General features: G+C 72.7%; 12 protein-coding genes and 2 pseudogenes. 5 read left to right on the top strand and 9 right to left on the bottom strand.

Annotated elements, in window-relative coordinates:
- Positions 1-121 precede the first annotated feature (121 nt).
- Positions 122-496 (top strand): RNA polymerase-binding protein RbpA, encoded by a 375-nt coding sequence (locus tag ABZZ79_RS31635; protein ID WP_009187548.1) that lies wholly within the window; start codon positions 122-124, stop codon positions 494-496.
- Positions 497-799: 303 nt separating this feature from the next.
- Here the strand turns inward: ABZZ79_RS31635 and fxsA are convergent, their stop codons facing one another.
- The 4 genes from fxsA to ABZZ79_RS31615 all read right to left on the bottom strand — a co-directional run bounded on the left by fxsA (position 800) and on the right by ABZZ79_RS31615 (position 4,881).
- Positions 800-1,357, bottom strand: coding sequence for an FxsA family membrane protein (fxsA, locus tag ABZZ79_RS31630; RefSeq protein ID WP_356694625.1), 558 nt, complete (start codon positions 1,355-1,357; stop codon positions 800-802).
- Between the two features lie 44 nt (positions 1,358-1,401).
- Entirely contained in the window at positions 1,402-2,193 is a 792-nt protein-coding gene (locus ABZZ79_RS31625; protein WP_356694623.1) for a polyprenol monophosphomannose synthase, read from the bottom strand.
- Positions 2,194-2,716: 523 nt separating this feature from the next.
- The gene (locus ABZZ79_RS31620) at positions 2,717-4,318 is read right to left on the bottom strand and encodes an amidohydrolase (protein ID WP_356694621.1); all 1,602 of its coding nucleotides are present in this window, start codon (positions 4,316-4,318) and stop codon (positions 2,717-2,719) included.
- A gap of 122 nt (positions 4,319-4,440) precedes the next feature.
- Positions 4,441-4,881 carry an Lrp/AsnC family transcriptional regulator gene (locus tag ABZZ79_RS31615; protein WP_356694694.1) on the bottom strand — a complete coding sequence of 147 codons (441 nt, stop codon included), beginning with the start codon at positions 4,879-4,881 and terminating at the stop codon, positions 4,441-4,443.
- Positions 4,882-5,160: 279 nt separating this feature from the next.
- On the opposite strand from ABZZ79_RS31615, the gene ABZZ79_RS31610 reads away from it, so the two are divergent.
- Positions 5,161-5,598 carry a hypothetical protein gene (locus tag ABZZ79_RS31610; RefSeq protein ID WP_356694619.1) on the top strand — a complete coding sequence of 146 codons (438 nt, stop codon included), beginning with the start codon at positions 5,161-5,163 and terminating at the stop codon, positions 5,596-5,598.
- A 16-nt stretch (positions 5,599-5,614) separates the two neighbouring features.
- On the opposite strand, the pseudogene ABZZ79_RS31605 reads toward ABZZ79_RS31610, so the two are convergent.
- Positions 5,615-5,953: pseudogene (locus ABZZ79_RS31605) on the bottom strand (phosphotransferase family protein); the annotation flags it as partial.
- 549 nt (positions 5,954-6,502) lie between these two features.
- Positions 6,503-7,675 (bottom strand): acyl-CoA dehydrogenase family protein, encoded by a 1,173-nt coding sequence (locus ABZZ79_RS31600; protein WP_356694617.1) that lies wholly within the window; start codon positions 7,673-7,675, stop codon positions 6,503-6,505.
- Between the two features lie 353 nt (positions 7,676-8,028).
- On the opposite strand from ABZZ79_RS31600, the pseudogene ABZZ79_RS31595 reads away from it, so the two are divergent.
- Positions 8,029-8,731 (top strand): annotated as a pseudogene (locus ABZZ79_RS31595) (glycoside hydrolase family 18 protein).
- Between the two features lie 46 nt (positions 8,732-8,777).
- Here ABZZ79_RS31595 and ABZZ79_RS31590 read toward each other — a convergent pair.
- From ABZZ79_RS31590 to ABZZ79_RS31580, 3 genes are all read right to left on the bottom strand, one after another.
- Positions 8,778-9,437 carry a TetR/AcrR family transcriptional regulator gene (locus tag ABZZ79_RS31590; RefSeq protein ID WP_356694615.1) on the bottom strand — a complete coding sequence of 220 codons (660 nt, stop codon included), beginning with the start codon at positions 9,435-9,437 and terminating at the stop codon, positions 8,778-8,780.
- A gap of 300 nt (positions 9,438-9,737) precedes the next feature.
- On the bottom strand, positions 9,738-9,881 hold the full coding sequence (locus ABZZ79_RS31585) for an SCO1431 family membrane protein (RefSeq protein WP_356694613.1): 144 nt from the start codon (positions 9,879-9,881) through the stop codon (positions 9,738-9,740).
- A gap of 99 nt (positions 9,882-9,980) precedes the next feature.
- On the bottom strand, positions 9,981-11,366 hold the full coding sequence (locus ABZZ79_RS31580) for a peptidase C39 family protein (protein ID WP_356694611.1): 1,386 nt from the start codon (positions 11,364-11,366) through the stop codon (positions 9,981-9,983).
- Between the two features lie 183 nt (positions 11,367-11,549).
- Between ABZZ79_RS31580 and ABZZ79_RS31575 the strand changes: the two genes are divergently transcribed.
- Together ABZZ79_RS31575 and ABZZ79_RS31570 are read left to right on the top strand one after the other, a co-directional pair.
- Positions 11,550-12,143: a hypothetical protein gene (locus tag ABZZ79_RS31575; protein WP_356694609.1), complete on the top strand. Its 594-nt coding sequence runs from the start codon at positions 11,550-11,552 to the stop codon at positions 12,141-12,143.
- A gap of 460 nt (positions 12,144-12,603) precedes the next feature.
- A complete protein-coding gene (locus ABZZ79_RS31570) occupies positions 12,604-14,472 on the top strand; it encodes an AAA family ATPase (protein ID WP_356694607.1) in 1,869 nt (622 codons plus the stop codon).
- The last annotated feature ends 52 nt before the right edge of the window (positions 14,473-14,524 follow it).

Genomic DNA, 14,524 nt, shown 5'->3' with positions numbered 1-14,524 from the left:
CGGCGACGCACGACCCGGAACGGGAAACTGAACGGGAATCTTTACCGCCGACCGGACGTTGACCGGATGACGACGACAGCGACACCTGTCCTGTGGGCGACAAGCCCGGGAGGCACGATTCATGAGTGAGCGAGCTCTTCGCGGCACGCGCCTCGTGGTGACCAGCTACGAGACGGACCGCGGCATCGACCTGGCCCCGCGCCAGGCCGTGGAGTACGCATGCGAGAAGGGGCACCGCTTCGAGATGCCCTTCTCGGTCGAGGCGGAGATCCCGCCGGAGTGGGAGTGCAAGGTCTGCGGGGCCCCCGCACTCCTCGTGGATGGCGACGGCCCTGAAGAGAAGAAGGCCAAGCCCGCGCGTACGCACTGGGACATGCTGATGGAGCGGCGCACCCGTGAGGAACTCGAAGAGGTCCTCGAGGAGCGCCTGGCGGTTCTCCGCTCCGGGGCGATGAACATCGCCGTTCACCCCCGGGACAGCCGCAAGTCCGCATAAATCCCAGTTGGACCCTGGCTGCGGCAGCGCACGCCGACTATGACCGCGGGCGCCGTACGTTTCGACGTACGGCGCCCGCGGTCTGCGTTTTATCCGGAGGGACATCGCCGTCTGTGCATGTCCGGAGGAACATCGCCGTCTGCGTATGTCCGGACGGACATATGCCCGGATCTCGAAGTCTCGGCGGACACCCGAAGGCTCCCGGTCGACCCGGGGGCCTTCGGGTGCTCAGTCCGCTCAGTCCGCTCATCCCCTCAGAGCGTCACCGCGTCAGCGGGCGGGCGCGGTTCCTGCGGGGCCGCGTCACCGCGTCAGCGGCGGGCGCGGTTCCTGCGGGGCGTCCCCGGGCGGCTCGTCGCGGATGACCTCGCCCTGGACGACCTTGCCGTCGGGGCGGTGGATACGGGCCTGCTGGAAGGCGTCCCCCAAGGAGCCCGCGCCGGCCGTGCGCAGCTTGCGCTCGAAGGTGCGCTCGGCGGAGCGGCCGACGGCCCTCTGCACCACAGGGATCAGCAGGATCAGGCCGAACACGTCGGAGACCAGGCCCGGCAGCATCAGCAGCAGGCCGCCCAGCATCATCCAGCCGTTGCCACCGCTGCCCGTGGGGGTGCCGCCGCGCTGCACCGCCTCGTTCAGGTTCTGGAACGCCCGGCGCCCGGCGCGCTTGACGACCGCCGCGCCGAGCACGAACGCGGCGAGCAGCAGCAGGAACACGGTGAACCCGCCGGCCGCGTCGGCGACCACGATCAGCAGCCAGATCTCCAGCACCAGCCATGCGGCGATGCCCAGCGGCAGGAACGTGCGCAGCCGGGAGCGGCGGGGCCTCTCCGGCCGGGTCGGGGTCGGGGCACCTGATGTCATGCGTCCAGTGTGCCCCCACGCGGCTCAGGCCGGGATAAGCCCGGCTACGGCCGGCGCCTGTGCACGACCTTGCCGACCCGCTCCCCCACGCCCCAGGTGGTCACCCGCCACAGCGCCTCGACCAGGATGTCCCGGCTCATCTTGGAGTCGCCCAGTTCGCGCTCCACGAAGGTGATGGGCACCTCGACGACGTGGTAGCCCGCCCTGATCGCGCGGCGGGCCAGGTCGACCTGGAAGCAGTAGCCCTGCGAGGCGACCTCGTCCAGGCCGAGCCCTTCGAGGGTCTCGCGGCGGAACGCGCGGTAGCCGCCGGTCACGTCCCGGATCGGGACGTCGAGCAGGACACGGGAGTAGAGGCTGCCGCCGCGGGAGATGAGCTCCCGGGTCCTGGGCCAGTTCACCACGCGCCCGCCGGGCACCCAGCGCGACCCGAGGACCAGGTCCGCGCCCTTGAGGGCGGTCAGCAGCCGGGACAGTTCCTCGGGCTGGTGGGAGCCGTCGGCGTCCATCTCGATCAGCACGCCGTAGTCCCGGTCGAGACCCCAGCGGAAGCCCGCGAGATAGGCGGCGCCGAGGCCCTCCTTGCCCTTGCGGTGCAGGACGTGGATCTGGTCGTCGTCGGCGGCCAGTTCGTCGGCCAGCTTGCCGGTGCCGTCGGGGCTGTTGTCGTCGGCCACGAGGACGTGCGCCGCGGGGACCGCCGCCCGCACCCGCCCCACGATGGACTTGATGTTCTCCGCCTCGTTGTAGGTCGGAATGATCACCAAGGCCGTCCCGAGCGGGCCGAAACGCCTGCCCTGGAGCTGTGCCGCTCCGGTCGCGTCGCCGTCGTTCACTTCTGCCCCTTCTTCTCCGTGCGCAGGCGTCCACCATAGTGGCCCCGTCCTGCGATGACGTGACTGGCGTTCGTATGCTCGCGGCGATGTCACAGGAGGGGCTGAGCCGGCCGCCCGCGCGGACGGCGGATGCGGGCCCGGCGCCCTTCGGGCCGGCCTGGGACCCGCTGGCTGCGGATCGACCGAGAGCCGTTGTCTACTGAGCGACCGGGCCCCACCCGGGTCACACCTTCCCGACCGGCCGGAACGATCCCCCGCCGCGGCACGTGCGCTGAGCCTGGTTCCCAGTGGCGGTGCCGTGCGGCGCACCGTCCCTGACCCAGCGGCGCGGAGGCGAGTGTGCGAACGTGCCCCGGTCGGGCGTCCTGTGGTGGACTTCGCCGAACCTACCGGCCCCGGGCCGTCACCTGTCAACACCCCTCTGACCTGCGCGTCCACGCGGAACGCGCGGGGCGGCGGGGAGGACGCGCAGGTGGGGCGGCGGGCCGGTGGACAGGGCCTGGAAGCTGCCCGCCGCGGTAGATCACTCGCCCGGCCGTACGTGGACCGTGCGTCCGCCCACGACCGTGCGCAGGCATACCGGCAGCTCACCACCGGGGGTCAGGTCGGGCAGGCCGGGGGTGCCGGAGCGGGGGTCGGTGGACCAGCGGGCGACCCGGTCGTCGGGGGCCTGGACCACGAGTTCGCCGGTGCGCCACACGGCGTAGTCCGCGGGGGCGCCCGGCACCAGGACGCCCGCGTCGTCCCGGCCGATCGCCCGCCAGCCGCCGCGTGTGTGGGCGGTGAAGGCGGCGCGCACTGAGACGCGGTGCTCGGGCGTGCGGTGGAAGGCGGCGGCGCGGACCGTGCCCCAGGGGTCGAGCGGGGTGACCGGGCTGTCGGAGCCGAGGGCGAGTGGGACACCGGCCCGCAGCAGGGCGGCGTACGGGTTCAGGGTGCGGGCCCGCTCGACGCCCAGCCGGCGGGCGTACATGCCGTCCTCGCCGCCCCACAGCGCGTCGAAGGCGGGCTGCACGGACGCCGTCAGGCCCAGCTCGGCGAAGGCGGCGATGTGCTCGGGCGTGAGCATCTCGGCGTGCTCGACGCGGTGCCGGGCGGCCCGGACGCGGTCGAGCCCGACCTTGTCGGCGGCGGCGCGCACGCCCTCCAGGACGGCGCCGACCGCCGCGTCGCCGATGGCGTGGAAGCCCGCCTGGAGCCCGGCCTCGGTGCAGGCGACCACATGGGCGGCGACGTCCGCCGCGTCCAGATAGGCGGTGCCGGTGTGGCCCGCGTCGGCGTACGACTGGTGCAGACAGGCCGTGTGGGAGCCGAGGGCGCCGTCCACGAACAGGTCGCCCGCGGCGCCGGCCGCGCCCAGCTCACGCGCCTTGGCGACGTCCTGCTCCGCCCAGTAGCCCACGACCCGCGGGCCCGGCTGTTCGGCGGCCAGGCGCAGCAACCCGGTGAAGTCGTCCTCGGAGGAGATCTCCGGGCCACCGCACTCGTGGACCGAGCCGATGCCGAGGGAGGCCGCCCGCGCGAGGGCCGCGCGCTGGGCCTCGACGCGCTGCGCCTCGGTGACCGAGGACAGCGCGGTGGCCCGTACGGCGTGGTGGGCGTCGGCGGTGAGGGGGCCGTCCGCCCGGTCGACGCCGGTGGTCATGTCGAGCAGCGCGGTGGTGACGACCGCCGAGTGGACGTCGATCCGGGAGAGGTACAGGGGGCGTCCCCCGGCGGCCTCGTCCAGTTCCGCGCGCGTCGGCGGACGGCCACCGGGCCAGCGGGCGGCGTCCCAGCCGTGGCCCAGCAGGACCCGGTCGCCGGGCCGCGCGGCGGCGAACTCCCGGACCAGCCCGAGGGCGGCCTCCAGGGAGGCGACCCCGGACAGGTCGAGTCCGGTCAGGGCGAGGCCGGTGGCCGTGGCGTGCACATGCGCGTCGGTGAACGCGGGGGTGACCAGTGCCCCGTCCAGGTCGACGACCTCGTCGACACCGTCGGCGAAGGCGTCGGCCGCGCCCTCCGAGCCGACCCAGGCGACCTGGCCGCGCTCGACGACCATGGCCGTGGCGAAGGGGTCGGCGGGGCTGTGGACCTCTCCTCGGCGGAGCAGGACGGTCTTCGGCGGGGCGGTGCGCTCACTCATGGGGAACAGTCTCGCGCCTCACGGGACCCGCGCCGCACGCAGGGCGCCGGACACGTCTTCGCAGAACCGGCCAGGGTCGCCCCGTCCGAGCCGCACGACGCCGCACGCCCGGGGCCCGGTCGTCAGATGCGGGGCGGGCGCGCCTCGTACGGCGTGGACAGCACGACCGTCGTCCGCGTCGAGACCCCGGCCAGTGACCGGATACGGGCCAGCAGGCCCTCCAGCTCGTGGGGGGTGGCCACGCGGACCTTGATGATGTAGTTCTCGTCGCCCGCGACGCTGTGGCACGCCTCGATCTCGGGCACGTCCACGAGCCGGTCGGCGATGTCGTCGGGAGCGCTGGGGTCGAAGGGTTTGACCGAGATGAACGCGGTCATGGGCAGGCCGACGGCCTCGGGGTCCACCACGGCCGCGTAGCCGCGGATGACGCCACGCTGCTCCAGCCGGCGCACCCGCTGGTGCACGGCCGACGTGGACAGGCCCGTGGCCTTGCCGAGGTCTGTGTAGCTCATCCGCCCGTCCTTGACGAGCAGCTCCACGATCTGACGGTCCAGCTCCTCCATGTCGCAAGAACCTACAGTGCGCTTGATCTCTTCGGATACCTCGACAGCCGTGGTCATGGCAGGTTCGTGATCTCACAGAGGGCCGGCCGAGCCCCGCTGGAGCGGATCGGGGGCGCCGACACGCCGTTTTCGGGCACACACGGACGGCGTGTGACGAACGCCACAGGCCGGGGGTGACGTCCGTGATGGTCTCGTGATTACCTCGGATGCCGGACGGGAAGTGCTTGCTGTGGTCGAGGCCGCAGCGCCTTCACGGCCCAGCCCGAGGGGGAGAATCCCATGCAGAGTCTTAAGCGTCCTGGTCGAACCGCGCCCAAGCGGCAGCAGCCGGTCGTCGAGCCCGCTCCGGAGGGCGTCGAATCCGACGACTTCGGCGATGACTTCGACGACGCGTACGACACCTTCGAGATGTTCCGGGTGATCTGCCCGGACTGCGCGCAGCCCATCGCGCTTCTGGCGGACGAGGAGTCCCTGCCGGAGCACGCGCTGTGCGCCTCGCCGTGGAACCCGTTCGGGCTCACGGTGTGCCCGGGTACCGGCCGAGGAGCCACCGAGGCCCGCCCGGCCGACGAGACCTTCGAGCCGCAGGAGCAGGACACCGCCCTGCTGCTGACGCTCCCTCAGGGTCTCGACTGGCGGATGCAGCCCTTCTCGCACGTCGGCGGCCCGGGCTCGCGCCCGATGCGGGTGCCCTCGATGCGACGCCAGGCCGCCTGAGACGCGCCCGTCGCGTTCAGCTCAAGCAACTGCCCTGCACCATGGCACGCAGGCTGCCGTGGTGCAGGTTCAGTGTGTCCGGATCGTCCGGTACGGCCCTCCGGCCGAAGTGCACCCGGCGGTAAGTGTTCCGCAGCATGACGATCGCGTGCCGCAGCGCGGCGTACAGCGTGCATGAGTCCATGTCGCGCGGGGTGTGGCCGGTCAGCGGCGCGCAGCGGGCCTCGACGCGGTCACGGCGCGGGAAGCCGGGCAGGCCGGGCTGTCCGGTGGCGACCGTGAGGGCCTGGAGGAAGCGGTGCAGCCGGACCGTCCGGCCGAGGTCCACCTCGCGCGGGGCGGGCACGGCCATCTCCCGGGCGTCCGCAGCGGGTCGACGCAGAGCCGCGTCCGGTCGTCACCGAGGGCGTCGCCGGCCCGCACGGCGTGCAGGGGGTGTCCGCACCTCCCTGACGGCGGACCCAGGTGACGGTACGTCAGGCAGTGTGAGGTGACCAGACCTCGTACGGGCTCGGACCGGGGGCGCACGCCCGGGGTGGGGAGCCGCACGCGAGGGCGATCATGGGGCCGCTCGGCGGAGGAACCGCGCACGAGAGCGGCCACGGGTCGCGATCGGGTCAGCCGTGAACTGACGGCCGAACGCACCGACCGTGACCCTTGCCCCTCCCCCGGCGTTGGGTCTGTATGACCCCCACCCACACCACCACCGGGCGTCAGCTCCGGCCCTTCGTGCCGACCCTCGCAGTATCGGTTCCGCCGCCGATGGCCGCGCCGCAGCCGCCCCCGGACCCGCCCATCTACCGCGACCTGATGCGCGCCTGGGCCAGCCGCGGACGCACCCTGCCCGGGCGCCACGACCCGGAGTGGGTGCGGCTCGCGGCGCCCGTGGTGCGGCCCGGTCAGTTCAGCGGGTCTCCGGACCCGCGAGGTGACGGGCGATGACCACCCGCTGGATCTGGTTGGTGCCCTCGACGATCTGGAGCACCTTGGCCTCGCGCATGAACCGCTCGGCCGGGAAGTCGGCGGTGAAGCCGTAACCGCCGAGGATCTGGACGGCGTCGGTGGCGACCTTCATGGCGGTGTCGGTGCAGTGCAGCTTGGCCATGGCCGCCTGCTTGGCGAAGGGCAGACCGGCGTCGCGCAGCCGTGCCGCCGCCAGGTACAGCGCGCGGCCGGCCTCGATCTGGGTGGCCATGTCGGCGAGCATGAAGCGCAGGCCCTGGAAGTCGGCGATCGGCCGGCCGAACTGTCGGCGCTCCTTCGCGTACGCCACGGCCTCGTCAAGGGCGGCCTGGGCGACACCGATGGCGCAGGCGGCGATGCCGAGGCGCCCGGAGTCGAGCGCGGACAGGGCGATGGAGAAGCCCTGGCCCTCCTCGCCGATGCGGCGACTGTCGGGCACGCGGACGCCGTCGAGGTGGACCTGGGCGGTGGGCGAGCCCTTCATGCCCATCTTCTTCTCCGGCGGGGCGGCGCTCAGCCCCTCGGCGTCGCCCGGCACCATGAACGCGGTGACACCGCGCGGTCCCTCCTCGCCGGTGCGGGCCATCACGGTGTAGAAGTCGGCGATGCCGCCATGGGTGATCCAGGCCTTGCTGCCGCTGATCACCCAGTCGTCGCCCTCGCGCACGGCCTTGGTGCGCAGGGAGGCCGCGTCGGAGCCGGAGGCGGGCTCGGAGAGGCAGTAGGCGCCGAGCAGGCCGCCCCCGAGCATCGCGGGCAGGTGCTCGGCCTGCTGCTCCTTGGTGCCGTAGGCGGCGAGACCGTAGGAGGCGAGGGTGTGCACGCTGACCCCGAGGCCGACGGTGAGCCGGGCCATGGCGAGCTCTTCGAGAACCTGCAGGTAGACCTCGTAGGGCTGCTCGCCGCCGCCGTACTCGGCGTCGTAGGGCAGGCCCAGCAGGCCTGAGCGGGAGAGCAGGGTGAAGGTCTCGCGCGGGAAGATCCCGGCGTCCTCCTCCTCGGCCGCCGCCGGAGCGATCTCGCGCTGCGCGATGTCACGGACGAGCGAGATCAGGTCCCGGGCCTCGTCGGTGGGCAGTTGACGATCCACCGGCTGCGGGGCGCGGTCGGGCATGGCGACGCTCTCCTCCCTGTCGGGCACGGGCGGCCCTGCCCATCGTGTGGGCGGCACCGCCTGGTCTGGCTGGGTGCCGGACGATGCTCGCAGTTCCGGGTCTCGGAAGGCTGCTGACCAGCGGCTCGGCGGTGTGAGTATGCCCGATCGGCGGCCTCGCGTCACTGGTTAACGAGCGCTTACTTCCGGTAATCGCACAACCGGCGAGATTGGTACGCACCATTGACGCAATGGTCTAGTCCTCCTGCGGTGTCGGATCCTCGGTATTTATCGCGTCCATGCCAAGCGGGCGGCCCTGCCCGTGGGCGGGCGCGTCGGCGCATGTCCCCCCTCTCCCCCACGAGGAGACACCGATGCGAACTCCCCTGCGTACCCTCGTCGCCGCGCTCTGTAGCGCCGTGCTCGGCGCCGGACTGCTCGCCGGCGCGGGCACCGCCACCGCGACGACCACCGCCCCCGCCGCCGAGGCGGCCGCCGGCTCGAAGGTCGTCGGCTACTTCGCCGAATGGGGCACCTACGAGCGCAAGGATCGACGCCGCCGACTACGCGGGCGCCGCGCAGTACGTCAACTGGTACAACCCGATGACGTACGACTATTTCGGCGCCTGGGACGCCGCGGGCCCCACCGCCCCGCACTCGGCGCTGAACTCCTACAGCGGCATCCCGAAGGCCGACCTGTACACCTCGGCGACCATCGCCAAGCTCAAGGGCCTCGGCATCCCGGCCTCCAAGCTGCTGCTCGGCATCGGCTTCTACGGCCGCGGCTGGACCGGCGTGACCCGGTCCGCGCCCGGCGGCACCGCGACCGGCCCGGCGGCGGGCACGTAGGAGCAGGGCATCGAGGACTACAAGGTCCTGCGGACCAAGTGCCCGGCGACCGGCACGGTCGGCGGCACCGCGTACGCCAAGTGCGGCAGCGACTGGTGGAGTTACGACACCCCGGCGACGGTCGCGGGGAAGATGACGTACAAGAACAACCAGGGCCTCGGCGGCACCTTCTTCTGGGAGCTGAGCGGGGACACCGCGAACGGTGAGCTGATCAGGGCGATCAACTGACCCGGTACCGAAGCGGGGTGGGGCGGGAGCGGGTCTCCCGCCCCGCTCACACGGGCCGGCGGGCGGGCTCGGGGGCCGGATGGGCGGGATCCATCTCCTCGATGGCGCGCAGGGTGCCGCCGAGCATCTTCACCAGCAGCTCGCGCATGTCGTCGCGGGACAGTCCGGGCCGGTCGATCCAGTCCAGCGTGGCGCCCTCGACACCGCACACCCAGCCCAGCAGCCCCATCCGGGCCAGCGGCCCGATCTCCGGTCTGCCGTACGCCCCCTCGGCGATGGTCGACACGATCGCCTCGCGCACCCCGTCGCGGATGGCGTGCACCTCGGCGTCGAAGCCGACACCCCCGCTGACGATGGTGCGATAGGCGGCGTGGTGGTGCTCGGCGTAGCGCAGATAGCCCTCGATGGTCCGCTGCACCCGGTCCACCGCGGGCAGTTCGAGCCCGCTCGACGCGAAGCCGACCAGATCGGCGACCGAGTCCTCGACGATGGCCAGGTAGTAGCCCCGCTTGGACTGGAAGTAGTAGTAGATCAGGCCCTTGGCGACATGGGCCTGACGGGCGATGTCGTCCATGGAGAGCGCGTCGTAGGACGTGTCGGCGAACAGCTTCCGCCCGATGGCGATGAGTTCGGCGCGACGCGCCAGCGAGCGGTCGGTGCCGCGGACCCTCGGGCGGTCGGCGTCACGCTGGTGACTGATGTCCAATTTCGAACCTGATATCCAACGGGCGGCGGGACCCCCGCAGTATGTCAGCTCATGGGTGGTTCAGGTCACAGAGGTCCGAGTGCCGGGCACGACGGACGCGGTTGGGCCGAAGCCGGGCCACGAAGGCCCCGGGCCGGATGCCGGAACGCCGCAACCCGGGGCGGGGGCGGCCCTGCTCGGGGGAGGGCCCGCCGGGCTGGGGCGGACGAGCCGGGGCGGAGCAGACCGGGCCGGGCCGGGACGGAGCAGGACGGGCACGTCGGAGCGGACCGAGCCCGGACGGAGCGGACAAGCGGCGTATCAGAGCAGACCGAGTTGGGTCACGAGCATCGCGACGACCACGACGAGGGTCCAGCCCATGAGGTGCTCGGCGATCTTCGGGCCGTCGTCGTCCGTGGGCCCGCCCGTGGTCACCCGGGCGGCGGTGGCTGCGTTCGTGGTCATGTTGTCCACCTTGCCACCCGAGGCGGCTTTTGCGGCCGAGAGCTTGCTCACAGGCGGGCGGGCCGCCCCACTCACCGGAGGCGGCCCGCCCGGCCGCGCTCAGCGCACGCCCACCGCCGCCAGCACACGGCGCTGCCGCGGGGTCGGGTGGGCCGGGAAGTAGAGGTAGCAGACCCCGCCGGTACCGGAGACGACCTTGCCGGAGGTGTTGTACCGCTTGGTCCTCAGCCAGATGTTCTCCCACTCGCGCCGCCGGTAGATCCGGCGCACCGCCTCGTTGCTCGGCGAGGCCGGGTCGTTGGCGATGACGTCGCCGTCGGCGGTGAAGCCGATCACCGTCATCAGATGCCCGGAGGTGCCGTACCCGGCGCCGGTCAGTTCGTCCGCGCGGAAGGACTGGGACGTTATGGCCGGGATGCCGGCCTCGATCAGCGTCTCCAGGTCGGTCAGCGAGTGTAGCCGGGTGACCACGCCCTGCAGGCCCCGGAAGGTGGCGGCGTAGGCGGCGTTGAACGGCCAGTTGCCGCAGCCCGCGTACTGGTAGTCGAAGGTGTACCGGGCCGCGTGGCACACCTGCGGGTCGGCGAAGGCCGGGTCGACCCAGGACGTCTGCTCCTCGCTGAGCCGGGCGCCCCAGTACTCGACGATCATCTGCGAGGAGGTGGGGCTGCACCAGGCCTCGCCGCCGTTGTCGTACTCGGGGTACTGGCCCTTGTGGATCTCCTGCGAGTAGCGCGGGACGCCGAGTTCCCTGGTCAGGCCTGGTGTGGAGGCGGGCACGGTGAAGCGGTCGGGGACGTCGGAGCCCATCGCGCCGAGTCGCCACACGGTCGGGGTGGCCTTGGTGCCCGGACGCCGGTACAGCGTCAGCCGCAGGCGGTACGCGGTCAGCCGCAGACCGGTGGAGGCGTCGTCGATCGCGAAGGTGTCGGTCCAGATGCTGCTGCGGCCGTCGCTCTGGTCGTCGACCGAGGTCCGCCGGATGTCCTGGTCGCCCGCGGCCCAGCGGCCCAGCACGTACCAGGGGGTCTCCGCGCCGTCCGAGTACGTTCCGCGCAGTTCGACCTGGATCCAGGTGCCGGCCGGGGTGTCGGCGTTCCAGGACGCGATGACCTCGGTCGCGGGGACGGACAGCGCGTGCGGCGCCGAGGTCCAGGTCGCGTACTCCCACGTGGCGGTGGTGCCGGTGTGCGGGTCGGTGTAGTCGACGGTGCCGGCCGGGGTGGCGAGCACGAGGCCGGGCCGGGCGCCCGCGACCGCCTGAGTGCCGCGGGCGGTGCCCGAGCGCCATTCGGTGTACGTCGTCCAGGCGCGGTTGTCGACGAGGCGCGCCGTGGCCTGGCCGGCGCCCGCCTCGTCGGTGCCGGTGCCGGTGCCGGTCTCGGCCGCGGTGTCCGCCGCCGCCGGGCCCGCGCCGGTGACGACCGCGGCGGCGACCGCAGCGGCCAGAACGCTTCTGCGGGACGGCTGTTCGGCAATGCTCATGGGTGTGTGACCCCCAGGTGTCCGAGTCGGGGCGGCCCCGATGCATGGCTGCGTCCGCCAACTATGGCCGCAGGCCCCCTCGTCCACCAGCATCTCGGGGCATGCCGCGGCCACCAATATTGGTTTCGACCACTGGCATGACCTGGACCGCGGCGCGCCGACGCCGGCAGGGATGATGGGCGGGTGCACCCGTCCTCGCTGCCCGAACTCGCCCGCCGTCTGAGCGCCCTGCCGCCGTCCTGCGGCCCCGTCCGGCTGATCGCCGTCGACGGGCACGCCGGTTCCGGCAAGTCGACCTTCGCCGACCGGCTGGCCGGGGCGCTGGGCGGGGCACCGGTGCTGCGCCTGGACGACATCGCCACGCACCAGGAACTGTTCGGCTGGACGGACCGCTTCCTGCGGGAGGTCGTCGAGCCGCTGGAGCGAGCCGAACCGGCCGCGTACCGGCCGTACGACTGGCGCGCGCGGCGGTTCGGTCCGCCGCGGGCCCTGCCGTCGGCCGAGGTGGTGCTGATCGAGGGGGTCGGCGCGGGTCGCCGGGCGCTGCGGCCGTATCTCGCGCGGCTGCTGTGGATGGAGATGCCGCCGGAAGAGGCGTGGGCCCGCGGACGGGCGCGCGACGGTGAGGAGCAGCGCGCGTTCTGGGACGGCTGGGTCCCGGCGGAGCGGCGGCACTTCGCCGACGACCCTTCGAAACCTCATGCCGATCTGGTGGTGCGGCAGGTGCCGGAGGGGTACGAGGTGCTGCCCGGACCTGCCGCCGGCACCGCCGCGTGACACTCCGTGATGGACTGAGACAATATGGTGAACCTGTGAAGATCGCGGCACCGGAAGTTTGACCGACGGCCCAACTCCGCTTGACCGACGGGCCGTACAGGACTTACGTTCTCAATGTGCGCACCGAAAAGGTGCCCCATCTACGCGAAGCCCCCGGTTGTTCCCCCGTGACCGGGGGCTTCGTTCTGCTCTCCCACCCCTCGCCGAGCGCTGTGAGGCGCCGTACGCTCACCCTCGGTCACCGAAACGGGTGCGCCCCCCGACCGCGCCCCGCGCGCCGAACGGGCGGTGCCGCACCCTTCGGCGGGCGACACCCGCGCAGGTACGATGCCCTCGGAGCGACCTTCGTACGACGGTCGCGTCGGGCAACTCCGGTCCGCGGCAAGGCGGTTCGAGCAAGACGGCCGGCGGGCGACAGCCCGTCGGTGAACCAGCGGGGGCACGGCTTGTGGGGGACGTGATGGACTTCGGCATGCAGGGCCCCGAGGCCCCGGCCGACCTCGCCTGGTTGCGAGGTGTCGACGCCTACACCATGGGCGCCTATCCGCAGGCGGAGGAGGAATTCCGCTCCGCGGTACGGCTCGACCCCGGGATGGCGGACGGCTGGCTCGGACTGCACGCACTGCGGATCGACACGACGACCGCGCTGCTGCGGATGTTCCGGCACCGCGACCGCTTCGGCGAACAGCGCGCCCGGCACGCGCGCACCCTCAACTCCTGGTACTGGCTGGGCTGGTGGGTGCAGCCGGTGCTGGAGAGCCCACGCGATCTGCTGCTCGCGCACGCCTCGCACTGGCTGGACGGCCGCCATGTGCCGGAGCTGGACCGGGCGCTGGCCGGGCTGCCGCCGGTGGACGCCGACCCGCAGGTGCGGTTCCTGCACGCCTGCCGCTCCTACCTGGTCAAGGACTGGGAGCAGCTCGTCCGGCACACCGACCCGCTGATCGACGACCCGCTGCTGGGTATCGAGGCCGGGCTGTTCGGGGGCATGGCCCGGGTGCGGCTGGAGACGTACGGGCAGGCCGAGCCGCTGCTGTCGGCCGCGCTGATGCGCTGCCGCAGCGAGCAGCCGCAGCGCAAGGAGCTGCGCTACTGGCTGGCCCGCGCGCACGAGGGCACCGGCCGCTCGGCGGCCGCGCTGCCGCTGTACCGGGCCGTGCACCGCGTCGATCCCGCGTTCATGGACACCTCCGCCCGTCTCGCCGCGATCTCCGAGGGCGACGGGTACGACGAGACGGCCGACCTGGCGGCCATCACCCTGGCCGGGGCCGGGCAGGACAGCGTGGACGGGCTGGACGTGCTCGACCCGCTCTTCGGCATGGACAGCCGTGATCTGCGGCTGCCCGAGCCCGATCTGCTGCCCCCGGCCGCGCCGATGCCCGCGGTGCCCGACCCGGCGGTGCGGGAGAAGACCGTGGTGCCCTCCGGACCGCTGGCCGCGGGGCCGACGGACTCCGCGTTACTCGACGAGGCGCTCGCGGAGCTTGAGCGCATGGTGGGCCTGGACCCGGTCAAGCGCCAGGTCAAGGCCCTGTCCGCACAGCTGAACATGGCGCGGCTGCGGGCCGGTCAGGGGCTCCCGGTCCAGCCGCCCAAGCGGCACTTCGTCTTCTCCGGCCCCTCCGGCACCGGCAAGACCACGGTGGCCCGCATCCTCGGCCGGGTCTTCTACGCCCTCGGCCTGCTGGGCGGGGACCACCTCGTGGAGGCCCAGCGGGCGGACCTCGTCGGCGAGTACCTCGGGCAGACCGCCGTGAAAGCCAACGAACTCATCGACTCCGCGCTCGGGGGCGTCCTCTTCGTCGACGAGGCCTACTCGCTCTCCAACACCGGGTACGGCAAGGGCGACGCGTACGGCGACGAGGCCCTGCAGGTGCTGCTGAAGCGCGCCGAGGACAACCGCGACCATCTCGTGGTGATCCTGGCCGGCTACCCGGAGGGCATGGACCGGCTGCTCGCCGCGAACCCAGGACTGTCCTCCCGCTTCACGACCCGGGTCGACTTCCCGTCCTACCGGCCGCTCGAACTCACCGCGATCGGCGAGGTGCTGGCCACGGAGAACGGCGATGCCTGGGACGACGAGGCGCTCGACGAACTGCGGTCCATCGCCGGGCACGTCGTCGACCAGGGGTGGATCGACGAGCTGGGCAACGGCCGGTTCCTGCGGACGCTGTACGAGAAGAGCTGCGCGTACCGGGATCTGCGGTTGTCCGCCTATCCCGGCACGCTGTCCAGGGACGACCTGGCGACGCTGCGGCTGCCGGATCTGATGCAGGCGTACGGCGAGGTGCTGTCGGGGCGCGGACCCCAGGATCCGTCGGCCCTGTAAGGCCGTTGCCGCCGTGGCCTGCGAGGTGCGGGCGGCGCGGGCCCGGATCGGG

The sequence above is a fragment of the Streptomyces sp. NPDC006458 genome (genome assembly GCF_040612135.1).
GTDB lineage: Bacteria > Actinomycetota > Actinomycetes > Streptomycetales > Streptomycetaceae > Streptomyces.
The sequence above is the reverse complement of the archived record's forward strand: the minus strand, read 5'-3'. Positions and strand labels throughout refer to the sequence as shown.

Bases quoted from the DNA above. Each gene is read 5' to 3' on its own strand.
- ABZZ79_RS31635 (WP_009187548.1), top strand. From the start codon at position 122: ATGAGTGAGCGAGCTCTTCGCGGCACGCGCCTCGTGGTGACCAGCTAC.
- fxsA (WP_356694625.1), bottom strand. From the start codon at position 1,357: ATGACATCAGGTGCCCCGACCCCGACCCGGCCGGAGAGGCCCCGCCGC.
- ABZZ79_RS31620 (WP_356694621.1), bottom strand. From the start codon at position 4,318: ATGAGTGAGCGCACCGCCCCGCCGAAGACCGTCCTGCTCCGCCGAGGA.
- ABZZ79_RS31615 (WP_356694694.1), bottom strand. From the start codon at position 4,881: ATGGAGGAGCTGGACCGTCAGATCGTGGAGCTGCTCGTCAAGGACGGG.
- ABZZ79_RS31610 (WP_356694619.1), top strand. From the start codon at position 5,161: ATGCAGAGTCTTAAGCGTCCTGGTCGAACCGCGCCCAAGCGGCAGCAG.
- ABZZ79_RS31600 (WP_356694617.1), bottom strand. From the start codon at position 7,675: ATGCCCGACCGCGCCCCGCAGCCGGTGGATCGTCAACTGCCCACCGAC.
- ABZZ79_RS31585 (WP_356694613.1), bottom strand. From the start codon at position 9,881: ATGACCACGAACGCAGCCACCGCCGCCCGGGTGACCACGGGCGGGCCC.
- ABZZ79_RS31580 (WP_356694611.1), bottom strand. From the start codon at position 11,366: ATGAGCATTGCCGAACAGCCGTCCCGCAGAAGCGTTCTGGCCGCTGCG.
- ABZZ79_RS31570 (WP_356694607.1), top strand. From the start codon at position 12,604: ATGGACTTCGGCATGCAGGGCCCCGAGGCCCCGGCCGACCTCGCCTGG.